Below are 23,202 nucleotides of genomic sequence, written 5' to 3' on the forward strand. Positions count from 1 at the left end.
CGCACGCGCCCCCCATGACGTCCTTGAGGACAACACCGCACGAAAAGGTACGAAGGGCCACCCGCACCACAGCACGCAAAGGCAGGTCACCATGGGCATCATCAGCTGGATCGTTCTCGGGCTGCTCGCCGGTGCCACCGCCAAACTCCTGCTCCCGGGGCGCGACCCGGGCGGCTTCATCGGTACGACGCTGATCGGCGTCGCCGGCGCCTTCGTGGGCGGCTGGATCTCCGCGCGCTTCCTCGACCGCCCGATAGCCGACCACTTCTTCGACGGCGCGACCTGGGCCGCGGCCATCGGCGGCTCCCTCGTCCTCCTGATCGCCTACCGCATCCTCTTCGGCCACTCGCGCCGCTGACGACGACACAGACTGCAGCCAGCAGCAAGGGCGGGCACCCGGTCCGGGTGCCCGCCCTCCGTCGTACCTCGGCCTCCGTCGTACCTCGGCGGGCCGAACGGCCCACGAACTACCGGTAGTTCACGAACTGCAGCGCGAAGTCGAAGTCCTGGCCCTTCAGGAGCGCCTGCACGGCCTGCAGGTCGTCACGGCTCTTGGAGCTGACGCGCAGCTCCTCGCCCTGGACCTGCGCCTTGACGCCCTTCGGGCCCTCGTCGCGGATGATCTTCGCGACCTTCTTCGCGTTCTCCTGGGAGATGCCCTCCTGGATCGTGGCGAAGATCTTGTACTCCTTGCCGGACAGCTGCGGCTCGCCCGCGTCCAGCGCCTTCAGTGAGATGCCACGCTTGATCAGCTTGGACTGGAAGACGTCGAGGATCGCGTTGACCCGGTCCTCCGAGTTGGCCTCCATCAAGATCTTCTCGCCGGACCAGGAGATCGAAGCACCGACGTTCTTGAAGTCGTAGCGCTGCGAGATCTCCTTGCCCGTCTGGTTGAGGGCGTTGTCGACCTCCTGCCGCTCGACCTTCGAGACGATGTCGAAACTGGAGTCGGCCATGTCCTGTGGCTCCTTGTATCGGGGTCTGCGTACTCAGCGGGTACACGGCCTTCTAGTCGCCGACCGCATCCGTAAAGCCTAGCCACTGCCTCCGCTCCGGGTGCCGATCAATCGGGTGGCGAAGCACCCCCGGTCATCAGGTATCGTTTACGTCGTTGCCACGGAGCACCGCGAGAGCGGAAGGCCCCGGGCGACAATCCCTGGCGGTGTGCCCGAGCGGCCAAAGGGAGCAGACTGTAAATCTGCCGGCTTCGCCTTCCCAGGTTCGAATCCTGGCGCCGCCACATGAAGGAAACCCCTTCCGTCCTGCGACAAAGCAGGCGCGGAAGGGGTTTCTTCGTTTGCGGGAGCGACCCCTCGCGCGGAGCCGAAGCGGAGTGACCTGTCCCACGCCGCACGGCTTGGCGCGGGCGGCGGCAGAGGTGTGCGGGGAGCGTCACGCTTCGGCGAGGTCCGCTCTGTTTCCCACGTCTCGCATCGATCGCTGAGCCAGCTCGACCACGTCCGCATCCCTGGGCGTCCGTTCCGGGGCCGGTTGCCGCAGGTCCGGCTCCGGCGTGGGCACACTGGACGTATGTCGTCGTCCAGCTCGTCCCGTCGCAGACACTGCCCGGTGTGCCGTCGAGAGATCGCGGTCGTCGGCGGCAGGTTCGCCCGCCACGATCCGCCCGGGCCGCGTGGCGCCGGGGATCTCGTCTCTTGCCCCGGGTCCCGGCAGCACGCCCAACTCGGCGCCGCGCAGCCCGCGCTCGACGGGTACGTGGTGCCGGAGTTCCCGGGGCAGTTGCCGCTGTTCTGACGCCCTGAGAAGACAGCGCGGAGCGCGTTCTGGCGCCCTGACAGGCGGGCCGCGCGCGTCAGTTGCCCGCGACCGACTTCGCCGCCACCGACACCGGCGTCGAGCCGCTGACGAGTTCGAGGGTGAGCCCCGCCGTCGCCGGGGTCTCCAGGAGCTCCGCGAGCACCGCGGCCACGTCGTCGCGCGGGATCGGACCCCGGCCGGTCGACGCCTCCAGGCGTACGAGACCCGTGCCCGCGTCGTCCGTCAGCATCCCGGGACGCAGCACCGTCCAGTCCAGGGCGGCACGGCCGCGTACGTACGCGTCGGCCTCGCCCTTGGCCCGCAGATAGGCGTCGAAGATCTCGTCGCCGGGGTGGTCGGGGTCCGCGCCCATCGACGACACCACGATGTACCGGCGCGCCCCGGCCCGCTCCGCGGCGTCCGCGAACAGGACGGCGGCGTCACGGTCCACCGTGTTCTTGCGGTCCGCCCCGCTGCCGGGCCCCGCGCCCGCCGCGAACACCGCGGCGTCCGCGCCCTCCAGATGCCGGGCGACCTCCGCCACGGACGCCGACTCCAGGTCGCACAGCACCGGTTCGGCGCCGGCGTCCCGGAGATCGGCCTCGTGCGCGGGGTTGCGGATGAGCCCTACGGCTTCGTCACCGCGCGCGGCGAGCAGTCGCTCCAGCCGCAGCGCGATCTGACCATGACCTCCAGCGATGACAATGCGCATGCTCCCGACCGTACGGCAGCCCGCACGTGATCGCGGCCGGAACGCCCGTCACCAGGCCACATGCCGTACGGCCCACCCCCGGGCGGCGTACGGTCCCTCACGAGACCACCCCGCCCCCCTTCCCCCGCCCCTGCCGCGGCAGATCCAGCGCCACCGCGGCCGCCGAGTCGCAGTACTCCCGCACCGCGCTGGTCCGCGCCACCACACGCCCCCGGTGCACCACCACGCGGCTGTACGCCAGCGACAGCGCCCCGGCGAGGGTGTCGCCGCGCACCGCGAGGAGCTCCGCGGGGAACCCCGCCTCCACCCTGACCTCGGCAAGACCCATCGCCGCCCGCGCCGCCGAACTCACCGCGTCGTAGGCCTCCTCGGGGCGCAGCCCCTGCCGGGACGCGAGGAGGTACGCCGCCTCCAGCGGATCCCCGCGGCCCACCGGGTTCGCCATGTCCCGCAGCGCCCCGCTGCCCGCCGCGACCCGCACCCCGGCGGCCCGCAACAGCCGCACCGGGACCGCCCCGCCGTCCGTCACCCCCGCGTGCGCGGCCCCGGCCCGCGCCCCGTGCCCGGCCCCGCCGCAGTCGCCCTGCGGCAGGCACACCACCGTCACGCCGGCCGCCGCCAGCTGCTCCGCGGTCCGCGCCGCCACGTCGGCAGGCAGCCGCCCGAGCCCGCCGCACGGCCCGATCGTCACCCCCGGCCGCAGCCCCCCGGCCGCCGCCGCAAGCCGCGCGAGACGGGCCGGATCCCCGCCGTCCGTATGCAGGTCGACCGCGCAGCCGTGCTCCGCCGCGAGGTCGAGCACCGCCTCCGCGTACCCCGTCGGATCAGGGTCCAGATCCGGACAACCGCCCACTACGGAGGCGCCCATCTTCATCGCGTCCCGCAGCATCGCCATCCCGTCGGCGCCCGCCACCCCGGTCAGCAGGCGCGGCACCGCCACTACGGAGAGGTCGGCGAGCCCGCGCAGCGAGCGCCGCGCCTGGAGCACCGCGTGCAGCGCGTCCAGGCCCTGGACGTCACCGATCCGCACGTGCGAGCGCAGCGCCGTCGCCCCGTGCCCGAGTTGCAGCAGGGCCGCCTCGGTGGCGCGCCGCTGCACGTCCTGGACGTCCCCGGGGACCGGGCCCTCCGTGAGGGCGCTGAGGGCTGTGTCGCTGTGCGCGTGGGGCTCCGCCGCCGCGGGCAGCAGGAGATATCCGCTCAGGTCCACGCGCCCGCCGTGCGCGGCCAGGCTGCCCGCCGTGCCGACGGCCTCGATACGGCCCTCACCGAGCCGTACGTCCACGGTCCTGCCGTCCGTCAGGCGCGCCCCGCAGAGCAGCAGCGCGGAGGGCGAAGGCGCGGCCGTGGGCGGTGCTGCGGGTGACGGTGCGGGTGACGGGCCCGGGGCGGGCGACGGTGCCGGGGAGCCCGACGCGCTCTGGGGGGCGCGGCCGTCCCGGGAGCCGGGCGACTCCCCGGGGCCGGGGGAGTCGGGCGAAGAGGGCTGCTGCGGCTGGCTGTCAGGCATCGCGCTCCTGGTGCTCGGGGGCGGCTGCAGGCGGCTCGAGGCGTGCCGGGACGCGACCCGAGGGCGCGCGTGGACGGCGGCGTCGAGGCACGCAAGATCACGCAGCGCGGGTCGAGCCTAGGACGGCGGGGAGCCCGCTTCGCGGAGGAGCGCAATAGTCGTACTGCTGTGGTGCGAGGGCCTGGTGATCCCTGGTGGGGCGGGTGAGAAGGCCTTTTGAGGGCCGCTGCCATGCCCCCGGACGGCCCTGGCGAAACGGATTTGGGCGATCGGCGGGCGAGCGTGTAATGTCTTCATCGCTCGCCCCAATAGCTCAGTCGGTAGAGCGTCTCCATGGTAAGGAGAAGGTCTGCGGTTCGATTCCGCATTGGGGCTCTGATGTGTGAGGTTCCTCGCTTCCGGGCGAGGGGCCGAAGCGCATCGCAGCGGTGTAGCTCAGTCGGTAGAGCAAGCGGCTCATAATCGCTGTGTCACCGGTTCAAGTCCGGTCACCGCTACCCTTCAGTAGCCGATTGTGGGGTCGGTCCTTCGATCGGCTACTCTTTTATGCGTTCATCCGTCCATCCGTCCGTCAAGGAGCACTCACGTGGCTGCCACCGACGTCCGCCCGAAGATCACGCTGGCCTGCGTGGAGTGCAAGGAGCGGAACTACATCACCAAGAAGAACCGGCGTAACAACCCGGACCGACTGGAGATGAAGAAGCACTGCCCGCGTTGCAACTCGCACACCGCGCACCGCGAAACGCGATAAAAACAGGCTAGTACTCGAGGCCGCCCCCGATCACTCGGGGGCGGCCTCGAGGCGTTTCCGGACCTGATCCGTCCCAGCGGCGGCCCCGTCCGGTCCTTCAAGAGAACCCAGCTGCCAGGAGGTGCCGAGCCATGGCGCTCGACCAGTCCTTCGTGGGGCGGTCCTACCCGCCCACCGACCCCTACGAGGTCGGCCGCGAGAAGATCCGCGAATTCGCGGTCGCGGTGGGTGACGCCAATCCCGCGTACGCCGACCCGGAAGCCGCCAAGGCGCTCGGCCACCCCGATGTGCTCGCCCCGCCGACCTTCGTGTTCGCGATCACCTTCAAGGCGGCGGGCCTGGTCATCGAGGACCCGCAGCTGGGCCTCGACTACAGCCGAGTCGTGCACGGCGACCAGAAGTTCGCGTACACGCGCCCCGTGTACGCGGGCGACCGGCTGACGGTGACCTCGACCATCGAGAACATCAAGTCGCTCGCCGGCAACGACATCCTGGACATCCGCGGCGAGGTCCACGACGCGGCCGGGGAGCACGTCGTGACCGCCTGGACCAAGCTCGTCGCACGCGCGGCCGAGCCCGCCGCTGAGGGGGCCTGACCATGACCGCGAAGATCGCATACGACGACGTCGAGGTCGGCACCGAACTCCCGGCCCAGACCTTCCCGGTGACCCGCGCCACCCTCGTGCGGTACGCGGGCGCCTCCGGTGACTTCAACCCGATCCACTGGAACGAGAAGTTCGCGGTCGAGGTCGGGCTGCCCGACGTCATCGCGCACGGCATGTTCACGATGGCCGAGGCCATCCGCGTCGTGACGGACTGGGTGGGCGACCCGGCCGCCGTCGTCGAGTACGGCGTGCGCTTCACCAAGCCCGTCGTGGTCCCGAACGACGACAAGGGCGCCACCATCGAGGTCAGCGCGAAGGTCGCCGCGATCCTCGACGACCAGCAGGTGCGGGTCGACCTCCTCGCCAAGAGCGGCGACCAGAAGGTGCTCGGCATGTCCCGGGCGGTCGTACGGCTTGCCTGAAGGGCCTTCAGAGCTGAAGAGCTGAAGGGCTGAAGAGCCTGACGGGCTGACGAGCCGGGCGGTTCGGAGACGGCACGGCCATCAGTCGCATAGTAAGGGGCGCCCGCCATTGCGGACGCCCCTTACTCGTACCTCCATAGAGACACCTCTTGACTTGGTTAGTGATTGGACACTAACTTAGTCGCATGGTCAGGATGAGCGCAGAGGAGAGGCGCGAGAGCGTCATCCGCGCGGCGATGAGCGAGTTCGCCCGCGGCGGGTATCACGGGACGTCGACCGAGGCGATCGCCAAGCGCGTCGGGGTCTCGCAGCCCTATCTCTTCCGGCTCTTCCCCGGCAAGAAGGCGATCTTCCTGGCGGCGTCGTCGCGCTGCCTGGAGGACACCCGCAAGGTCTTCGAGAAGGCGAGCGAGGGCCTGCACGGCGAGGAGGCCCTGCACGCTATGGCCGTCGCGTACTCGCAGCTCATCGCGGACGACCCCGACAAGCTCCAGATGCAGCTCCAGACGTACGTCGCCGTGGCGGCCGCCGAGGCCGCGGGGGACCACGAGTTCGGCGAGATGGTGCGCGCCGGCTGGATGGAGATCTGGCAGGCGGCGCATCTGCCGCTCGGGGCCGACGTGAACGAGACGACGACGTTCATGGCCTACGGGATGCTCGTCAACGTCCTGTCGGCCCTGAAGTTCCCCGCCGACCACCGTGTCTGGGAAGGCTTCTACATGTCGGCCCAGCCCCAGGAGAAGACCACGCAGCCGTAGCGGCCACAGTGGTCACGGCAGCCCCAGTAGCCACGTAGTCGCGGTCCGAGGTTCGCGCCTCGCCATGTCCGCGAAAGTTAGTCATCAATTACTAACCTGACATCCGACACTCACCGTCCGGGGGAGACATGTCACAGCAAACAGGGTCCCGCGGGGGCACCGTCTGGGCCCTCGTCATCACCAGCGTCGCCGGCTTCATGGCGGCTCTCGACAACCTCGTCGTCACCACCGCACTGCCCTCCATCCGCGAGGACCTGGGCGGCCACCTGGAAGACCTCGAATGGACGGTGAGCGCCTACACCCTCACCTTCGCCGTGCTGCTGATGTTCGGCGCGGCCCTGGGGGACAGGTTCGGGCGCCGCAAGCTCTTCGGCGTCGGCCTCTCGATCTTCACCGCCGCCTCCGCCGCGGCGGCCCTCGCCCCCGGCATCAACGAACTGATCGCCGCCCGCGCGATACAGGGAGTCGGCGCCGCGATCATGATGCCGCTCACCCTGACGCTGCTCACGGCCGCCGTACCGGCCGCCAAGCGCGGCATGGCGTTCGGGATCTGGGGCGCCGTCAACGGCCTCGCGGTCGCCAGCGGGCCGCTCATCGGGGGCGCGCTCACCGAGCACGTCTCCTGGCAGTGGATCTTCTGGCTGAACGTCCCGCTGGGCCTCGCCCTGCTGCCGCTCGCCCGGATGCGCCTCTCGGAGTCGTACGGCACCGGCGCCCCGCTCGACTTCGCCGGCACCCTGCTCGCCAGCGGCGGCCTCTTCGGCATCGTCTACGCCCTGATCCGCGGCAACATCGACGGCTGGACCAGTGCGCCCGTCCTGACCGGCCTGATCGCCGGTGCCGCGCTGCTCGCCGGCTTCGTGCACCACGGCATCCGCGCCAAGAACCCGATGCTGCCGATGCGGCTCTTCCGCAGCCGGGCGTTCTCCGCGATCAACGCGGCCAGCCTGCTCATGTTCGTCGGCATGTTCGGCTCGATCTTCCTGCTCAGCCAGTTCCTCCAGGGGGTGCTCGGGTACTCGCCGACCGAGGCGGGGCTGCGCATGCTGCCCTGGACCGGCATGCCGATGATCGTCGCGCCCATCGCCGGGTATCTGTCCGACCGCATCGGCGGCCGCCCTGTCGTCACCGCGGGCCTCGCCCTGCAGGCCGTCGGGCTCGGCTGGTTCGCACTCGTCCTGTCGCCCGACGTGTCGTACGCCGCCCAACTGCCCGCCCTGATCATCAGCGGGATCGGCATGGCGCTGTACTTCGCCCCCGCCGCCAGCCTGGTCATGGCCAGCGTGCGGCCGTCCGAGCAGGGGATCGCCTCCGGCGCGAACAACGCGCTGCGGGAGGTGGGCGGGGCGCTCGGGGTCGCCCTGATGGCCTCCGTGTTCTCCGCGCAGGGCGGGTACGAGTCGCCGCGGGCGTTCGTGGACGGGTTGGAGCCTGCCCTGTGGGTGGGGGCCGGGGTGGTCGCTCTTGGGGCTGTCGCCGCGGGCCTGCTTCCCCGGCGGGGGAGCACCGAGGGGGGTGCCTCGGTGACCTCGGCCGAGGAGCGGGTGCCTGTCGCCGTGTGACGCGGGGTCTCATGGGGCTGCGCCCCTCTCCCCCCTGTTGGCCCTTCGGGCCTCGTCCTCAAGCGCCGGACGGGCTGGAACGGCCTCGTCCTCAAGCGCCGGACGGGCTGAAACAGCCCCGTCCGGCGCTCGGGTGTGCCGGGGGCGCGCCGCAGGGCACCGCTGTGCCGCCCGTACCCTGGGGGGCGTGCAGGTACTTCACGACGCCCCCCTTGCCCCGCTCACCACCTTTCGGCTCGGTGGGCCCGCTGCTCGGCTGATCACCGCGACGACCGACGCCGAGGTGGTCGCCGCCGTCCGCGAAGCCGACGACTCCGGGACCCCGCTGCTGATCGTCGGCGGCGGGTCGAACCTCGTCATCGGCGACAAGGGCTTCGACGGCACCGCCCTGCGCATCGCCACCACCGGCTTCGCCCTGGACGGCACCCGCCTGGAGCTCGCGGCCGGTGAGGTCTGGACGGACGCCGTGGCGCGCACCGTCGACGCGGGCCTCGCGGGCATCGAGTGCCTGGCCGGCATCCCCGGCTCCGCGGGCGCGACGCCGATCCAGAACGTGGGCGCGTACGGCCAGGAGGTCTCCTCGACGATCACTGAAGTGATCGCGTACGACCGCAGGGACCGCGAGACCGTCACCATCGCGAACGCGGACTGCGACTTCTCCTACCGCCACAGCCGCTTCAAGGCCGACCCCGACCGCTTCGTCGTCCTGCGCGTCCGCTTCCAGCTGGAGGACGCGGGCGGGATGAGCGCCCCGATCGCCTACCCGGAGACGGCCCGCACGCTCGGCGTCGAGGCCGGGGACCGGGTGCCCGCCGCCGTGGCCCGCGAGACCGTCCTGAAGCTGCGCGCGGGCAAAGGCATGGTGCTCGACCCCGAGGACCACGACAGCTGGTCGGCCGGGTCGTTCTTCACCAACCCGATCCTCACCGACGAGCAGTTCGCCGTCTTCCACGCGCGCGTGGCCGAGCGGCTCGGCCCGGACGTCGCGCCGCCCGCGTACCCGGCGGGCGACGGCCGCGTGAAGACCTCCGCGGCCTGGCTCATCGACAAGGCCGGCTTCACCAAGGGCTACGGCCAGGGCCCGGCCCGCATCTCCACCAAGCACACCCTGGCCCTCACCAACCGCGGCGACGCCACCACGGAGGATCTCCTCGCCCTGGCCCGCGAGGTCGTCGCGGGCGTCCGGGACGCCTTCGGCATCACGCTGGTCAACGAGCCGGTGACGGTGGGCGTCAGCCTGTAGGGCTCGCGGGCCCCAGGGCCGCGTCAGGACGCCAGCCACTCCTCGACCCCGGCCAGCAGCTTCTCCTGCACGTCCGCGGGCGCCGCCGACCCCCGCACCGACTGCCGCGCGAGCTCGGCCAGTTCGGCGTCGTCGAAGCCGTGGTGCCGACGCGCGATCTCGTACTGCGCGGCCAGGCGCGAGCCGAAGAGCAGCGGGTCGTCGGCGCCGAGCGCCATCGGCACCCCGGCGTCGTACAGCGTCCGCAGGGGCACGTCCTCGGGCTTCTCGTAGACCCCGAGGGCCACGTTGGACGCCGGGCACACCTCGCAGGTCACGCCCCGCTCCGCGAGCCGCCTCAGGAGCCGCGGGTCCTCGGCCGCCCGCACGCCGTGCCCGATGCGCCGCGCGTGCAGGTCGTCGAGGCAGTCCCGCACCGAGGCGGGCCCGTTCAGCTCGCCGCCGTGCGGGGCCGCGAGCAGGCCGCCCTCGCGGGCGATGGCGAAGGCGCGGTCGAAGTCCCGCGCCATGCCCCGCCGTTCGTCGTTGGAGAGCCCGAAGCCCACGACGCCCCGGTCGGCGAACCGCACCGCGAGCCGGGCCAGCGTGCGCGCGTCCAGGGGGTGCTTCATACGGTTCGCGGCGACCAGGACGCGCATCCCGAGCCCGGTCTCGCGCGAGGCCGTGTCGACGGCGTCCAGGATGATCTCCAGGGCCGGGATGAGCCCGCCGAGCCGGGGCGCGTACGACGTCGGGTCGACCTGGATCTCCAGCCACCCCGACCCGTCCCTGATGTCCTCCTCGGCCGCCTCCCGCACCAGGCGCTGGATGTCCTCGGGTTCGCGCAGACAGGACCGCGCCATGTCGTACAGCCGCTGGAAGCGGAACCAGCCACGCTCGTCGGTCGCCCGCAGCTTCGGCGGCGTCCCCCCGGTCAGGGCCTCCGGCAGATGGACCCCGTACTTGTCCGCGAGCTCAAGCAGCGTCGAGGGCCGCATCGACCCGGTGAAGTGCAGGTGCAGATGGGCCTTCGGCAGCTCTCTTACGTCTCGTACGCGCTCCATTCCAGGATCTTGCCGTACGTACCCCGCGTCCCGGTAGCCGCTTTTTCCCATGGGGTACGCGCCTGAACAAAGAAACGGACGGCAGCGCACCATATGGTGCGCCGCCGTCCGTCGCGCGCTGCGGTGCCTCAGTCGCGGGCCTCCGCAAGCAGCTTCTGGATCCGCGAGACGCCCTCGACCAGGTCCTCGTCACCGAGGGCGTACGAGAGCCGCAGGTAGCCCGGCGTCCCGAAGGCCTCGCCCGGGACCACCGCGACCTCGACCTCCTCCAGGATGAGCGCGGCCAGCTCGACGGAGTCCTGCGGGCGCTTGCCGCGGATCTCCTTGCCGATGAGCGCCTTCACCGAGGGGTAGACGTAGAACGCGCCCTCGGGCTCCGGGCACACCACGCCGTCGATCTCGTTCAGCATCCGCACGATCGTGCGGCGGCGCCGGTCGAATGCCTCGCGCATCTTGTCGACGGCCGTCAGGTCACCGGAGACGGCGGCGATGGCGGCGGCCTGCGCGACGTTGGAGACGTTGGACGTGGCGTGCGACTGGAGGTTCGTCGCGGCCTTCACCACGTCCTTCGGGCCGATGATCCACCCCACGCGCCAGCCGGTCATGGCGTACGTCTTGGCGACGCCGTTGACGACCACGCACTTGTCGCGCAGCTCGGGCAGCAGGGAGGGCAGGGACGTGAACTGGGCGTCTCCGTAGACGAGGTGTTCGTAGATCTCGTCCGTCATGACCCACAGGCCGTGCTCCAGGGCCCAGCGGCCGATGGCCTCCGCGTCCTCACGGCTGTAGACGGCGCCGGTCGGGTTCGACGGGGACACGAAGAGCACGACCTTCGTGTTCTCGGTGCGCGCGGCCTCCAGCTGCTCCACGGAGACGCGGTAGCCGGTGGTCTCGTCGGCGACGACGTCCACGGGGACGCCGCCCGCGAGGCGGATCGACTCCGGGTACGTCGTCCAGTACGGCGCGGGGACGATGACCTCGTCGCCCGGGTCGAGGATCGCGGCGAACGCCTCGTAGATGGCCTGCTTGCCGCCGTTGGTCACCAGGATCTCGGAGACCTCGGGCTCGTACCCGGAGTCGCGCAGCGTCTTCGCGGCGATCGCGGCCTTCAGCTCGGGCAGGCCGCCCGCGGGCGTGTAGCGGTGGTACTTCGGGTTCTTGCAGGCCTCGACGGCCGCTTCGACGATGTAGTCCGGGGTCGGGAAGTCCGGCTCGCCCGCGCCGAAACCGATCACCGGGCGCCCGGCGGCCTTGAGGGCCTTGGCCTTGGCGTCGACGGCGAGGGTCGCGGACTCGGAGATCGCGCCGACTCGGGCGGAGACCCGGCGCTCGGTGGGAGGAGTGACAGCGCTCATGCGCCCATCGTTCCAGACCCGAAACGGCCCCGACACACGGGTTTGGAGGACCGTCCCGATCCGGAGCCGGATCATCGTGTTCGACGGGGGGCCCAGGACCACGTACACTCACTGGTCGTTGGCCCTCACCGGCCGCACCTTCCAAGAGCACTCGGTGCACATGGTCGGATGCTGTAGGTTGGGGGAAATCAAAGGGTCGTAGCTCAATTGGTAGAGCACTGGTCTCCAAAACCAGCGGTTGGGGGTTCAAGTCCCTCCGGCCCTGCTACACACACCTTCGCCAGGATGTGTGCGCATGTACGTACTGCAATGCACCGCCGTGCGGCTCAACCGGGCGCGGCACGGCCACGACCCGGAATCAGGTGAGACGAGTGACGGACGCCGTGGGCTCCATCGACATGCCTGATGCCCAGGACGAGGCGCCGGACTCCAAGAAGAAGGCGCGCAAGGGCGGCAAGCGAGGCAAGAAGGGTCCGCTGGCCAGGCTGGCGCTCTTCTACCGCCAGATCGTTGCCGAGCTCCGCAAGGTCGTCTGGCCGACGCGCAGCCAGCTCACGACGTACACCACAGTCGTGATCGTCTTCGTCGTCATCATGATCGGCCTTGTGACCGTGATTGACTATGGGTTCAGCAACCTCATCAAGTACATCTTCGGCTGAGCCGAGAGCGAAGGGCGCCGCACCAGGCGCCCCTTTCGCGTGTTCCACCCCCATGTATCCAGGAAGAAGCAGCCACCGTGTCTGACCCGAACCTGAACGACGCCGTCGAGCCTCGCGCAGAGCAGGCGGAGTCCGTGGAGGACCAGCTCGACATCGTCGAGGCGGCGGACGCCGAGGACCCGGACCAGGCCGAGGCTGCCGACGTCGCCGCGGGCGAGCCCGCCGAGGAGGCGGCTCTGCACGTGGAGTCCGACGAGGAAGCGGCGGCCGGTGGCATCGACGTCGCCGAGACCGACGAGGACGCCGACGCGGCCGAGGCCGTCGCCGACGAGGAGTCCGACGAGGACGCCGTCGCCGAAGAGCCCGCCGAGCCGGTCGACCCCATCGCCGCCCTGCGCGAGGAACTCCGCGGCCTGCCCGGCGAGTGGTACGTCATCCACACCTACGCCGGTTACGAGAACCGCGTGAAGACCAACCTCGAGCAGCGCGCCGTCTCGCTCAACGTCGAGGACTTCATCTTCCAGGCCGAGGTGCCGCAGGAAGAGGTCGCCCAGATCAAGAACGGCGAGCGCAAGACCATCCGTCAGAACAAGCTCCCCGGTTACGTCCTGGTGCGCATGGACCTGACGAACGAGTCCTGGGGCGTCGTCCGCAACACCCCCGGCGTCACCGGCTTCGTCGGCAACGCCTACGACCCGTACCCGCTGACGCTGGACGAGATCGTCAAGATGCTCGCCCCGGAGGCCGAGGAGAAGGCCGCCCGCGAGGCCGCCGAGGCCGAGGGCAAGCCGGCTCCGGCCCGCAAGGTCGAGGTCCAGGTCCTGGACTTCGAGGTCGGCGACTCGGTCACCGTCACCGACGGCCCGTTCGCCACGCTGCAGGCCACGATCAACGAGATCAACGCCGACTCGAAGAAGGTCAAGGGCCTCGTCGAGATCTTCGGCCGCGAGACCCCGGTCGAGCTGAGCTTCGACCAGATCCAGAAGAACTAGCTCGAAGATCTTCGCGCAGAGCCCCTGACCGACGGGAAACCGCTGGTCAGGGGCTTTGTCGTGGGCGCCTGCGAACAAATGTGTTCCACGCCACAACCATCGGGTGCCCCGGGCTGTCTCACTTGTAGACGGAAACGCCCGGTCCCTTCCTCCACGACACCTCAGCACGCTTATGGGGATCCCTGTCACCATGAGCGGCGATTTGTGGTGCTCTGCACGGGTATGGCGGCCGGGTTCCTGCACCGACGAGCAAGGGGGACCACCTGATGCGTGCCCGCAAGACTGCGATTGCTGCCTCCGCCTGCGCCTTCGTCCTGCTCGGCGCCGGCTCGGCGCTGGCCGGAACAGGACCCGCGCCCGCGCCCGACGCCAGAAAGGCCGCGCCCCAGTCGACCGCGCCCTCGGCGGACGGCAACCCGCGGAGCCTCAAGGCCCAGGCGGCCGGGGTCTGTTCCGACGCCTACCAGATCGGCACCACCGCGTACATCGACCGGAAGGGAGCGCACGCCGCGTCGGTGAAGCAGTTCTACTCGCCCAGGTGCAAGAAGAACTACGGCTACGTCTGGGTGTGGAAGAGCTTCCGCGACAAGGTCAAGGACTACGACGTCAGCACCGGCGTGTACAGCTACGCCCGGGACGAGGTCGTCGGTCAGGACTGGTGGAACGACACCAACGTCCAGGAGTTCTGGTCGCTGCCCGCCGACACCGCCGCGGAGTGCACTGCGGCGATCGGTGAGCTGCGTGCCCCCGGGGACCCGCTTCCGGGCCACGCTATGACGTCCAAGCGCTGCTGAGCGCACCCGCTGCCCGGTGGTCGCAGCCGGGTGCCGAGGGCCGCGGGCCCCGCTCCGGAAGGGGTGGGGCCCGCGGTCTGTCCAGGTGCTGGTTTGGGCCCCGCCGAGATACCCGTTATCGTAGTGCGGTATGCCTCCATCCGGATGATCGCGACTATCGATGATCATCGCCACGGATGCGGCTCAACACTCTCACTAGGACCCGGAGAGAGCAATGCCTCCCAAGAAGAAGAAGGTCACGGGGCTCATCAAGCTCCAGATCCAGGCCGGTGCCGCCAACCCGGCGCCGCCGGTCGGCCCCGCGCTGGGCCAGCACGGCGTGAACATCATGGAGTTCTGCAAGGCGTACAACGCCGCGACCGAGTCGCAGCGTGGCTGGGTGATCCCGGTGGAGATCACGGTCTACGAGGACCGTTCCTTCACCTTCATCACCAAGACGCCGCCGGCCGCCAAGATGATCCTCAAGGCCGCGGGCGTGGAGAAGGGCTCCGGCGAGCCGCACAAGACCAAGGTCGCCAAGATCACCCAGGCGCAGGTCCGCGAGATCGCCACCACCAAGATGCCCGACCTCAACGCGAACGACCTGGACGCCGCGTCGAAGATCATCGCCGGCACCGCCCGTTCCATGGGCATCACGGTCGAGGGCTGATCACAGCTCCCCGCGACGGAGTCGCTCGGTCGACCCCGTGACCTCAAGTGGCAGGGCCAGGCGCTGGCCCGGACCACGAACTCCAAACCTGAACCTCAGGAGTAGAAGTGAAGCGCAGCAAGACTCTCCGCGCTGCGGACGCCAAGATCGACCGGGAGAAGCTGTACGCCCCGCTCGAGGCCGTCCGTCTCGCCAAGGAGACCTCCGCGACCAAGTTCGACGGCACCGTCGAGGTCGCCATGCGTCTGGGCGTCGACCCGCGCAAGGCCGACCAGATGGTCCGTGGCACCGTGAACCTCCCGCACGGCACCGGCAAGACCGCCCGGGTCCTGGTCTTCGCGACCGGTGACCGTGCTGCGGCCGCGGAAGCCGCTGGGGCCGACATCGTCGGCGCCGACGAGCTGATCGACGAGGTCGCGAAGGGCCGCCTGGACTTCGACGCCGTCGTCGCCACCCCGGACCTCATGGGCAAGGTCGGCCGCCTCGGCCGCGTGCTCGGTCCGCGTGGTCTGATGCCGAACCCGAAGACCGGCACCGTCACCCCCGACGTCGTGAAGGCTGTCAACGACATCAAGGGCGGCAAGATCGAGTTCCGCGTCGACAAGCACTCGAACCTGCACTTCATCATCGGCAAGGTGTCCTTCGACGACACCAAGCTGGTGGAGAACTACGCCGCGGCCCTGGAGGAGATCCTCCGTCTGAAGCCGTCGGCCGCCAAGGGTCGCTACATCAAGAAGGCCGCCGTCACCACGACGATGGGCCCCGGCATCCCGCTGGACTCCAACCGCACCCGCAACCTCCTCGTCGAGGAGGACCCGGCCGCCGTCTGAATCTGACGGCAGCCGCGCCTGGCGCGATTGTGACGGGCCCCGCAACCATTTCCGGTGCGGGGCCCGTCCCGTTTTTCGGGTACACGCCCGGGGACGGGCGGTGCCGGTGCGCGCGGTGCGGCGCGCACGGACCGCGTACGGAGACGGACTCGGGAGACACGCGGAGGAGCGGGCTGCGCTAGCGTGCTGGCTCTCCATGGACGCAAGGGGTGGGACGACATGAACAGCACGACTGTGCGACGCGTGGCGCTGGCGGTCGCGGCCGCGGCGGCCCTGACCGGCGGGGTCACGGCCTGCGGCTCCTCGGACGACTCGGGGGACTCCGACAAGGCCAAGGGGTCCGGCAAGGGCGGCCTGGGCGTGAGCCCCATCGCCGCGCTCCGGACCATCGAGAACACCACCGACAAGGCGGATTCGGCCAAGGTGGAGTCCGAGACCACCATGGGCTCCGTGATGTCGATGAAGGCCAAGGGCGCCCTCGGCTGGGCCGACGGCCTCACCGGCAACATGACCATCACGTACACCGGTGGTCAGATGGCGGAGACGATGCGCCGGGCCGGCACCACGTCGATGGAGGCCCGCTATCTGCCCGAGGCCTACTACGCGAAGATGGGCGAGCAGTTCGCCGCCCAGGCCGGCGGCAAGCACTGGGTGAAGTACGCCTACGACGACCTGGAGCGGATAGGCGGCGGCTCGGGCGCGTACATGAAGGACGCGATGCAGAACAGCACGCCGCACCAGTCGGTGAAGATGCTGCTCGCCTCCGGTGACGTGAAGAAGGTCGGCGAGGAGAAGGTGCGCGGCGTGGACACCACGCACTACTCCGGCACCGTGAACGTCGCCGAGCTCGCGGAGCGGAGCTCCGGCCTGAGCGAGTCCCAACTCGCCGACATGAAGAAGCAGTTGGAGCAGGCCGGGATCACGACCGAGACCATCGACATCTGGGTCAACGACGAGAACCTGCTCGTGAAGAAGACCGAGCGCGGCCAGATGAAGACCGGCCGGCTCTCCGCCACCGCGTACTACAGCGACTACGGCACCGAGGTCTCCGCCGAGGAGCCCCCGGCCGACGACACGGCGGACTTCAAGGACCTGATGAACCAGCAGCCGAGCACGTAGGACCGCTCCGACCCCGCCCCGCCGCAGGTGAGCTGCCCGGCCGCCGCAGAACCCGGAGGAAGGCCCCGCCTACCTTCGGGTAATCTCGGCCGGGCAATAAATGAACCAAATGTTCCTAGGGGTGGGGTCATGAGCATTTCCGTACGTACGGGACGCAAGAGAACCGCGGGCGCCGCGCTCGCCGCCGTGCTGCTCGCGGGTGGCGCGGTCAGCTGCGGGTCGGAGAAGTCCGACAAGGCGGGGGGCGACCTGGCGCCCGCGGCGGCCGTGAAGAAGGCCGCGGCCACGAGCGAGGACCTGACCTCGTTCACCTTCCGCATGGACGGCAAGGTCCCGGGCGACGGCCGGGTCAAGGCCGAGGCGGCCATGAGCACCAAGCCGCTCGCCATGCGGATGGAGATGAGCGCGACCGACAAGGGCGTCCCGCAGAAGGCGGAGATCCGCCTCGTCGACGGCGGCCTCTACCTCGGCGGCGGCAAGGAAGCCGCCAAGGAGATGGACGGCAAGAGCTGGATCAAGTTCCCCGCCAAGGGCCTCGGCAAGACGAAGCCCGGCGGCACCTCGCTCTCCGCCCAGGCGGACAACAACCCGGCCGACCAGTCCACGCTCCTCACCGGCTCCGACGACCTGAAGAAGGTCGGCACCGAGAAGGTCGAGGGCGTCGAGACCACCCGCTACACGGGCACGGTCACGATGGACCGGCTGCGCGAGCTCATGAAGGACGAGGACGCGGCCACCCAGAAGCGCCGCGAGAAGAGCTTCAAGCAGTACGAGGACATGGGCGTCGAGAAGCTCACGATGGACATGTGGATCGACGGCGAGGACCACACCAAGCAGTTCCGCGCCCGCGGCAAGGGCGACAAGGGCCCCCTCGACATGACCATCACCTTCGTCGACTACAACAAGAAGGTGACCGTCACGGCCCCGCCGGCGAGCCAGGTCATGGACATCGCCAAGGAGATGAAGGGCGCCCAGGGCTGATCCCCGGCCGGCCCGGGCCGGCCCGATTTGCCTGACGCGGATCCGTTCGCGTACGCTTCCACAGAAGCCAAAGACCGCTGGTCGTTGCCGTGCGCTCGTAAGAGGGTGCGGTGGCCGAAGGATCCGCTGAAGCTGCGGACGACCCGCGTAGGTGACTGTGGAAGTGCTCCCGGACGGTTATCCGTCAGGTCGAGCTCACGCCCCGTGCGCCTGCGCCGGGGCGTTTCGTTTTGTGCAGAACCCCTTCCTGTGTGCCTGATTCAGGCGGTCCGGCGACACGTGGCTGATCGAAAGGTCAGTCGAGGATCATCACCCCGGAAGGAGGCCGAGGCTCATGGCGACGTCCGACAAGGTCGCAGCCGTCGAGGAGATCACGCAGAAGCTGCGCGACTCCAACGCTGCTGTTGTCACTTCTTACACCGGACTGTCCGTGGCGCAGCTCAAGGAGCTTCGCCGTTCTCTCGGCGAGAACGCTCAGTACCGTGTGGTGAAGAACACGCTGACCAAGATCGCGGCCAACGAGGCCGGGATCCAGCTGGACGAGCACCTCAAGGGCTCGACGGCTGTCGCCTTCGTGACCGGTGACCCGGTCGAGGCGGCGAAGGGTCTTCGTGACTTCGCCAAGGACAACCCCTCTCTCGTCATCAAGGGCGGTGTCCTTGACGGCAAGGCGCTGACCGCCGACGAGATCAAGAAGCTTGCGGACCTCGAGTCCCGCGAGGTTCTGCTCAGCAAGCTGGCGGGTGCCATGAAGGGCAAGCAGTCCCAGGCTGCCTCTGTCTTCCAGGCGCTCCCGTCGAAGCTCGTCCGCACCGTGGACGCGCTTCGCGCCAAGCAGGCCGAGCAGGGCGGTGCCGAGTAATTCGGCTCGCACAGTGACCGCCGCCTGAGGCGACGGTCGTATGCGGGCCACTAGTACAGCCCGCCTCTCATGTACATCCGGCACCCGCCGAATTAGTGGAAGGACCGCCATCATGGCGAAGCTCAGCCAGGACGACCTGCTCGCTCAGTTCGAAGAGATGACCCTCATCGAGCTCTCCGAGTTCGTGAAGGCCTTCGAGGAGAAGTTCGACGTCACCGCCGCCGCTGCCGCGCCGGTCGTCGTCGCCGGTGGTGCCGCTGGTGGCGCCGCCGCCGAGGCCGCCGAGGAGCAGGACGAGTTCGACGTCATCCTCACCGGCGCCGGCGACAAGAAGATCCAGGTCATCAAGGTCGTGCGCGAACTGACCTCCCTGGGTCTGAAGGAGGCCAAGGACCTCGTCGACGGCACCCCGAAGCCGGTCCTCGAGAAGGTCGCCAAGGACGCCGCGGAGAAGGCCGCCGAGGCCCTCAAGGGCGCCGGCGCCTCCGTCGAGGTCAAGTAACACCTCGCCGCGCGCCCACGGGCGCGTGGCGCGAGTCTTCTGACTCTTCCGTGTGCTCGCGGCCCCTGGGCTGTAACGCACACACACCGAACGGCGATCACCCATGTGGGTGGTCGCCTTTCGGCGTTCCCGGGCACGCGTGCGGCGGCTGCCTTGCACTGTCGTTCGCGGCGAGTATGGTGATCTTCGTTGTGCCTGGCGACAGGCCGTGACGGCGACGACGCCAGGCCTCGTCGGGGCATGGGGGGCCTTGACGAACCGCACGCAGCGCGCAATTCTCAGGACGCGTCGTCACAACGATCCGCATCCGAGGCATGGATCGGCGACGAAGAGGGCAGTATCGATGTGCGTTGAGGACGTGGCTTGCCGCAGGTGTTGAGAACAACGAGGGTCTCCAGAAACCGGGACTGGACATCAGTGGGCCAGGTGGCTACACTGACCCTTTGCGCTGCCTGTTAGCTGCCTCCTGCCCGTCACCAGGGGCATGCCCATGCTTGAGCACCGTGGACTGAAACCACCCTGACCTGGGATTTCTGTCTCTCTGCCAGCTTGGGACCGGTACGCGCGTAGTGAGTCCGAGCCCTCGGAAGGACCCCCTCTTGGCCGCCTCGCGCACTGCCTCGACCGCGAATACGAACAACGGCGCCAGCACCGCCCCGCTGCGCATCTCCTTTGCAAAGATCAAGGAGCCCCTCGAGGTTCCGAACCTTCTTGCGCTGCAGACCGAAAGCTTTGACTGGCTGCTCGGCAACGACGCGTGGAAGGCTCGTGTCGAGGCGGCTCTGGAAAGCGGACAGGACGTCCCCACCAAGTCCGGTCTGGAGGAGATCTTCGAGGAGATCTCCCCGATCGAGGACTTCTCCGGGTCGATGTCGCTGACCTTCCGCGACCACCGTTTCGAGCCCCCGAAGAACTCCATCGACGAGTGCAAGGAGCGCGACTTCACGTTCGCCGCCCCGCTCTTCGTCACCGCCGAGTTCACCAACAACGAGACCGGTGAGATCAAGTCCCAGACGGTCTTCATGGGCGACTTCCCGCTCATGACGAACAAGGGCACCTTCGTCATCAACGGCACCGAGCGTGTCGTGGTGTCGCAGCTGGTCCGTTCGCCCGGCGTCTACTTCGACTCCTCCATCGACAAGACGTCCGACAAGGACATCTTCTCCGCCAAGATCATCCCGTCCCGGGGTGCCTGGCTGGAGATGGAGATCGACAAGCGCGACATGGTCGGTGTCCGCATCGACCGCAAGCGCAAGCAGTCGGTCACCGTCCTCCTGAAGGCTCTCGGCTGGACCACCGAGCAGATCCTCGAGGAGTTCGGCGAGTACGAGTCCATGCGCGCCACCCTGGAGAAGGACCACACCCAGGGCCAGGACGACGCGCTGCTCGACATCTACCGCAAGCTCCGTCCGGGCGAGCCGCCGACCCGCGAGGCCGCCCAGACGCTGCTCGAGAACCTGTACTTCAACCCGAAGCGCTACGACCTCGCGAAGGTCGGCCGCTACAAGGTCAACAAGAAGCTGGGTGCGGACGCGCCGCTCGACGCGGGCGTCCTGACGGTCGAGGACATCATCGCCTCGATCAAGTACCTGGTGAAGCTGCACGCCGGTGAGACCGAGACCGTCGGTGACAGCGGTGTGGGCATCGTCGTCGAGACCGACGACATCGACCACTTCGGCAACCGCCGCCTGCGCAACGTCGGCGAGCTCATCCAGAACCAGGTCCGCACGGGTCTGGCTCGTATGGAGCGCGTCGTGCGTGAGCGCATGACGACGCAGGACGTCGAGGCGATCACGCCGCAGACCCTGATCAACATCCGCCCGGTCGTGGCGTCGATCAAGGAATTCTTCGGCACCTCGCAGCTGTCGCAGTTCATGGACCAGAACAACCCGCTGTCGGGTCTCACCCACAAGCGCCGTCTCTCGGCTCTTGGCCCGGGTGGTCTCTCCCGTGAGCGGGCCGGCTTCGAGGTCCGTGACGTGCACCCGTCTCACTACGGCCGCATGTGCCCGATCGAGACGCCCGAAGGCCCGAACATCGGTCTGATCGGTTCGCTGGCCTCCTACGGCCGTGTGAACGCGTTCGGCTTCGTCGAGACCCCGTACCGCCGCGTCGCCGACGACCAGGTCACCGACGAGGTGGACTACCTGACGGCCGACGAGGAGGACCGCTTCGTCATCGCCCAGGCCAACGCGCCGCTGACCGACGACATGCGGTTCGCCGAGAACCGCGTGCTGGTCCGCCGCCGTGGTGGCGAGGTCGACTACGTCGCCGGTTCCGACGTGGACTACATGGACGTCTCGCCGCGCCAGATGGTGTCGGTCGCGACCGCCATGATCCCCTTCCTCGAGCACGACGACGCCAACCGTGCCCTCATGGGCGCGAACATGATGCGTCAGGCCGTGCCGCTGATCACCGCCGAGGCCCCCCTCGTCGGCACCGGCATGGAGTACCGCTGCGCGGTCGACGCCGGTGACGTGATCAAGGCCGAGAAGGCGGGTGTGGTCCAGGAGGTCTCCGCGGACTACGTCACCGTCACCAACGACGACGGCACGTACACCACGTACCGCGTCGCGAAGTTCTCCCGGTCCAACCAGGGCACCTCGGTGAACCAGAAGGTCGTCGTCGAGGAGGGTGCCCGCGTCATCGAGGGCCAGGTCCTCGCCGACGGTCCGGCCACCGAAGAGGGCGAGATGGCCCTCGGCAAGAACCTGCTCGTGGCGTTCATGCCGTGGGAGGGTCACAACTACGAGGACGCGATCATCCTGTCGCAGCGCCTCGTGCAGGACGACGTCCTCTCCTCGATCCACATCGAGGAGCACGAGGTCGACGCCCGTGACACCAAGCTCGGCCCGGAGGAGATCACCCGGGACATCCCGAACGTCTCCGAAGAGGTCCTCGCCGACCTCGACGAGCGCGGCATCATCCGGATCGGTGCCGAGGTCGTCGCCGGCGACATCCTCGTCGGCAAGGTCACGCCCAAGGGTGAGACCGAGCTGACGCCGGAGGAGCGCCTGCTCCGCGCGATCTTCGGTGAGAAGGCCCGCGAGGTCCGTGACACCTCCCTGAAGGTCCCGCACGGCGAGATCGGCAAGGTCATCGGCGTCCGCGTCTTCGACCGTGAAGAGGGCGACGAGCTGCCGCCGGGCGTGAACCAGCTGGTTCGTGTCTACGTGGCGCAGAAGCGCAAGATCACGGACGGTGACAAGCTCGCCGGCCGTCACGGCAACAAGGGCGTCATCTCGAAGATCCTGCCCATCGAGGACATGCCGTTCCTCGAGGACGGAACTCCGGTCGACATCATCCTCAACCCGCTGGGTGTCCCGTCCCGAATGAACCCGGGACAGGTCCTGGAGATCCACCTCGGCTGGCTCGCCAGCCGCGGCTGGGACGTCTCCGGCCTCGGGGACGAGTGGGCACAGCGCCTGCAGGCGATCGGCGCCGACTCGGTCGCCCCGGGCACGAACGTCGCGACCCCGGTCTTCGACGGTGCCCGCGAGGACGAGCTGGCCGGTCTGCTCCAGCACACGATCCCGAACCGCGACGGCGAGCGCATGGTGCTCCCCTCCGGCAAGGCGCGTCTGTTCGACGGCCGCTCCGGCGAGCCGTTCCCGGACCCGATCTCGGTCGGGTACATGTACATCCTCAAGCTGCACCACCTGGTCGACGACAAGCTGCACGCGCGCTCGACCGGTCCGTACTCGATGATCACCCAGCAGCCGCTGGGTGGTAAGGCGCAGTTCGGTGGCCAGCGCTTCGGAGAGATGGAGGTGTGGGCCCTTGAGGCATACGGCGCCGCCTACGCCCTCCAGGAGCTGCTGACGATCAAGTCCGACGACGTGACCGGCCGCGTGAAGGTCTACGAGGCCATCGTCAAGGGCGAGAACATCCCCGAGCCCGGCATTCCCGAGTCCTTCAAGGTGCTCATCAAGGAAATGCAGTCGCTCTGCCTCAACGTGGAGGTGCTGTCCTCGGACGGCATGTCCATCGAGATGCGCGACACGGATGAGGACGTCTTCCGCGCGGCGGAGGAGCTCGGTATCGACCTGTCCCGGCGCGAGCCGAGCAGCGTCGAAGAGGTCTGACGGGAGTCCG

At 69.2% G+C, this 23,202-nt stretch carries 23 protein-coding genes and 4 tRNA genes; 22 read left to right on the plus strand and 5 right to left on the minus strand.

Annotated elements, in window-relative coordinates; genetic code table 11:
• Window positions 1-91 precede the first annotated feature (91 nt).
• Window positions 92-358: a GlsB/YeaQ/YmgE family stress response membrane protein gene (locus AB6L24_RS28510; protein ID WP_030359052.1), complete on the plus strand. Its 267-nt coding sequence runs from the start codon at window positions 92-94 to the stop codon at window positions 356-358.
• Between the two features lie 109 nt (window positions 359-467).
• On the opposite strand, the gene AB6L24_RS28515 is transcribed toward AB6L24_RS28510, so the two are convergent.
• Window positions 468-956: a YajQ family cyclic di-GMP-binding protein gene (locus AB6L24_RS28515; protein ID WP_030359047.1), complete on the minus strand. Its 489-nt coding sequence runs from the start codon at window positions 954-956 to the stop codon at window positions 468-470.
• A gap of 202 nt (window positions 957-1,158) precedes the next feature.
• Between AB6L24_RS28515 and AB6L24_RS28520 the strand changes: the two genes are divergently transcribed.
• Window positions 1,159-1,240, plus strand: a tRNA-Tyr gene (locus tag AB6L24_RS28520).
• Between the two features lie 290 nt (window positions 1,241-1,530).
• The gene (locus tag AB6L24_RS28525) at window positions 1,531-1,755 is read left to right on the plus strand and encodes a hypothetical protein (protein WP_033263997.1); all 225 of its coding nucleotides are present in this window, start codon (window positions 1,531-1,533) and stop codon (window positions 1,753-1,755) included.
• A gap of 58 nt (window positions 1,756-1,813) precedes the next feature.
• On the opposite strand, the gene AB6L24_RS28530 is transcribed toward AB6L24_RS28525, so the two are convergent.
• A complete protein-coding gene (locus tag AB6L24_RS28530) occupies window positions 1,814-2,470 on the minus strand; it encodes an SDR family oxidoreductase (protein ID WP_405659907.1) in 657 nt (218 codons plus the stop codon).
• 97 nt (window positions 2,471-2,567) lie between these two features.
• Entirely contained in the window at window positions 2,568-3,980 is a 1,413-nt protein-coding gene (locus AB6L24_RS28535; protein ID WP_405659909.1) for an amidohydrolase family protein, read from the minus strand.
• Between the two features lie 302 nt (window positions 3,981-4,282).
• On the opposite strand from AB6L24_RS28535, the gene AB6L24_RS28540 reads away from it, so the two are divergent.
• The 8 genes from AB6L24_RS28540 (at window position 4,283) to AB6L24_RS28575 (ending at window position 9,321) form a co-directional block, all read left to right on the plus strand.
• A tRNA-Thr gene (locus AB6L24_RS28540) sits at window positions 4,283-4,355 on the plus strand.
• Between the two features lie 49 nt (window positions 4,356-4,404).
• Window positions 4,405-4,477: transfer RNA gene (locus AB6L24_RS28545), tRNA-Met, on the plus strand.
• Between the two features lie 89 nt (window positions 4,478-4,566).
• A complete protein-coding gene (rpmG, locus tag AB6L24_RS28550) occupies window positions 4,567-4,731 on the plus strand; it encodes a 50S ribosomal protein L33 (RefSeq protein ID WP_003956487.1) in 165 nt (54 codons plus the stop codon).
• Between the two features lie 131 nt (window positions 4,732-4,862).
• Complete coding sequence (locus AB6L24_RS28555; RefSeq protein ID WP_030359044.1) at window positions 4,863-5,327, plus strand: MaoC family dehydratase N-terminal domain-containing protein; 465 nt, start codon at window positions 4,863-4,865, stop codon at window positions 5,325-5,327.
• A gap of 2 nt (window positions 5,328-5,329) precedes the next feature.
• Window positions 5,330-5,758: a MaoC family dehydratase gene (locus AB6L24_RS28560; RefSeq protein WP_380854220.1), complete on the plus strand. Its 429-nt coding sequence runs from the start codon at window positions 5,330-5,332 to the stop codon at window positions 5,756-5,758.
• Window positions 5,759-5,943: 185 nt separating this feature from the next.
• Entirely contained in the window at window positions 5,944-6,516 is a 573-nt protein-coding gene (locus AB6L24_RS28565) for a TetR/AcrR family transcriptional regulator (protein ID WP_405659912.1), read from the plus strand.
• Between the two features lie 128 nt (window positions 6,517-6,644).
• The gene (locus AB6L24_RS28570) at window positions 6,645-8,078 is read left to right on the plus strand and encodes a DHA2 family efflux MFS transporter permease subunit (RefSeq protein ID WP_405659914.1); all 1,434 of its coding nucleotides are present in this window, start codon (window positions 6,645-6,647) and stop codon (window positions 8,076-8,078) included.
• 178 nt (window positions 8,079-8,256) lie between these two features.
• The gene (locus AB6L24_RS28575) at window positions 8,257-9,321 is read left to right on the plus strand and encodes a UDP-N-acetylmuramate dehydrogenase (protein WP_405663398.1); all 1,065 of its coding nucleotides are present in this window, start codon (window positions 8,257-8,259) and stop codon (window positions 9,319-9,321) included.
• Between the two features lie 23 nt (window positions 9,322-9,344).
• Here the strand turns inward: AB6L24_RS28575 and AB6L24_RS28580 are convergent, their stop codons facing one another.
• Together AB6L24_RS28580 and AB6L24_RS28585 are read right to left on the minus strand one after the other, a co-directional pair.
• A complete protein-coding gene (locus AB6L24_RS28580) occupies window positions 9,345-10,364 on the minus strand; it encodes an adenosine deaminase (protein WP_405659916.1) in 1,020 nt (339 codons plus the stop codon).
• 128 nt (window positions 10,365-10,492) lie between these two features.
• On the minus strand, window positions 10,493-11,719 hold the full coding sequence (locus tag AB6L24_RS28585) for a pyridoxal phosphate-dependent aminotransferase (RefSeq protein ID WP_380854212.1): 1,227 nt from the start codon (window positions 11,717-11,719) through the stop codon (window positions 10,493-10,495).
• Between the two features lie 192 nt (window positions 11,720-11,911).
• Here AB6L24_RS28585 and AB6L24_RS28590 point away from each other — a divergent pair.
• The 11 genes from AB6L24_RS28590 (at window position 11,912) to rpoB (ending at window position 23,192) form a co-directional block, all read left to right on the plus strand.
• Window positions 11,912-11,984 (plus strand) — tRNA-Trp (locus AB6L24_RS28590).
• 106 nt (window positions 11,985-12,090) lie between these two features.
• Entirely contained in the window at window positions 12,091-12,378 is a 288-nt protein-coding gene (secE, locus tag AB6L24_RS28595; protein WP_030359036.1) for a preprotein translocase subunit SecE, read from the plus strand.
• Between the two features lie 77 nt (window positions 12,379-12,455).
• A complete protein-coding gene (nusG, locus tag AB6L24_RS28600) occupies window positions 12,456-13,370 on the plus strand; it encodes a transcription termination/antitermination protein NusG (protein WP_030359035.1) in 915 nt (304 codons plus the stop codon).
• Window positions 13,371-13,636: 266 nt separating this feature from the next.
• The gene (locus AB6L24_RS28605; RefSeq protein WP_030359034.1) at window positions 13,637-14,164 is read left to right on the plus strand and encodes a hypothetical protein; all 528 of its coding nucleotides are present in this window, start codon (window positions 13,637-13,639) and stop codon (window positions 14,162-14,164) included.
• Window positions 14,165-14,378: 214 nt separating this feature from the next.
• Window positions 14,379-14,813 carry a 50S ribosomal protein L11 gene (gene rplK, locus AB6L24_RS28610; protein ID WP_030359033.1) on the plus strand — a complete coding sequence of 145 codons (435 nt, stop codon included), beginning with the start codon at window positions 14,379-14,381 and terminating at the stop codon, window positions 14,811-14,813.
• A 107-nt stretch (window positions 14,814-14,920) separates the two neighbouring features.
• Window positions 14,921-15,643, plus strand: coding sequence for a 50S ribosomal protein L1 (gene rplA, locus AB6L24_RS28615; protein WP_030359032.1), 723 nt, complete (start codon window positions 14,921-14,923; stop codon window positions 15,641-15,643).
• Between the two features lie 219 nt (window positions 15,644-15,862).
• A complete protein-coding gene (locus AB6L24_RS28620) occupies window positions 15,863-16,762 on the plus strand; it encodes a hypothetical protein (protein WP_405659921.1) in 900 nt (299 codons plus the stop codon).
• Window positions 16,763-16,891: 129 nt separating this feature from the next.
• Window positions 16,892-17,743: an LppX_LprAFG lipoprotein gene (locus tag AB6L24_RS28625; RefSeq protein ID WP_405659923.1), complete on the plus strand. Its 852-nt coding sequence runs from the start codon at window positions 16,892-16,894 to the stop codon at window positions 17,741-17,743.
• A gap of 334 nt (window positions 17,744-18,077) precedes the next feature.
• A complete protein-coding gene (gene rplJ / locus AB6L24_RS28630) occupies window positions 18,078-18,605 on the plus strand; it encodes a 50S ribosomal protein L10 (RefSeq protein ID WP_030359029.1) in 528 nt (175 codons plus the stop codon).
• 112 nt (window positions 18,606-18,717) lie between these two features.
• Complete coding sequence (gene rplL, locus AB6L24_RS28635) at window positions 18,718-19,107, plus strand: 50S ribosomal protein L7/L12 (RefSeq protein WP_016645187.1); 390 nt, start codon at window positions 18,718-18,720, stop codon at window positions 19,105-19,107.
• 599 nt (window positions 19,108-19,706) lie between these two features.
• On the plus strand, window positions 19,707-23,192 hold the full coding sequence (rpoB, locus tag AB6L24_RS28640) for a DNA-directed RNA polymerase subunit beta (RefSeq protein ID WP_016645186.1): 3,486 nt from the start codon (window positions 19,707-19,709) through the stop codon (window positions 23,190-23,192).
• Window positions 23,193-23,202 lie beyond the last annotated feature (10 nt).

The organism is Streptomyces sp. RK9, from assembly GCF_045070545.1.
GTDB lineage: Bacteria > Actinomycetota > Actinomycetes > Streptomycetales > Streptomycetaceae > Streptomyces > Streptomyces alboflavus.

Coding starts and splice junctions, on each gene's coding strand:
- AB6L24_RS28510 (WP_030359052.1), top strand. CDS start 92: ATGGGCATCATCAGCTGGATCGTTCTCGGGCTGCTCGCCGGTGCCACC.
- AB6L24_RS28515 (WP_030359047.1), bottom strand. CDS start 956: ATGGCCGACTCCAGTTTCGACATCGTCTCGAAGGTCGAGCGGCAGGAG.
- AB6L24_RS28525 (WP_033263997.1), top strand. CDS start 1,531: ATGTCGTCGTCCAGCTCGTCCCGTCGCAGACACTGCCCGGTGTGCCGT.
- AB6L24_RS28530 (WP_405659907.1), bottom strand. CDS start 2,470: ATGCGCATTGTCATCGCTGGAGGTCATGGTCAGATCGCGCTGCGGCTG.
- AB6L24_RS28535 (WP_405659909.1), bottom strand. CDS start 3,980: ATGCCTGACAGCCAGCCGCAGCAGCCCTCTTCGCCCGACTCCCCCGGC.
- AB6L24_RS28555 (WP_030359044.1), top strand. CDS start 4,863: ATGGCGCTCGACCAGTCCTTCGTGGGGCGGTCCTACCCGCCCACCGAC.
- AB6L24_RS28560 (WP_380854220.1), top strand. CDS start 5,330: ATGACCGCGAAGATCGCATACGACGACGTCGAGGTCGGCACCGAACTC.
- AB6L24_RS28565 (WP_405659912.1), top strand. CDS start 5,944: ATGGTCAGGATGAGCGCAGAGGAGAGGCGCGAGAGCGTCATCCGCGCG.
- AB6L24_RS28570 (WP_405659914.1), top strand. CDS start 6,645: ATGTCACAGCAAACAGGGTCCCGCGGGGGCACCGTCTGGGCCCTCGTC.
- AB6L24_RS28580 (WP_405659916.1), bottom strand. CDS start 10,364: ATGGAGCGCGTACGAGACGTAAGAGAGCTGCCGAAGGCCCATCTGCAC.
- AB6L24_RS28585 (WP_380854212.1), bottom strand. CDS start 11,719: ATGAGCGCTGTCACTCCTCCCACCGAGCGCCGGGTCTCCGCCCGAGTC.
- AB6L24_RS28605 (WP_030359034.1), top strand. CDS start 13,637: ATGCGTGCCCGCAAGACTGCGATTGCTGCCTCCGCCTGCGCCTTCGTC.
- rplK (WP_030359033.1), top strand. CDS start 14,379: ATGCCTCCCAAGAAGAAGAAGGTCACGGGGCTCATCAAGCTCCAGATC.
- AB6L24_RS28620 (WP_405659921.1), top strand. CDS start 15,863: ATGAACAGCACGACTGTGCGACGCGTGGCGCTGGCGGTCGCGGCCGCG.
- AB6L24_RS28625 (WP_405659923.1), top strand. CDS start 16,892: ATGAGCATTTCCGTACGTACGGGACGCAAGAGAACCGCGGGCGCCGCG.
- rplJ (WP_030359029.1), top strand. CDS start 18,078: ATGGCGACGTCCGACAAGGTCGCAGCCGTCGAGGAGATCACGCAGAAG.
- rplL (WP_016645187.1), top strand. CDS start 18,718: ATGGCGAAGCTCAGCCAGGACGACCTGCTCGCTCAGTTCGAAGAGATG.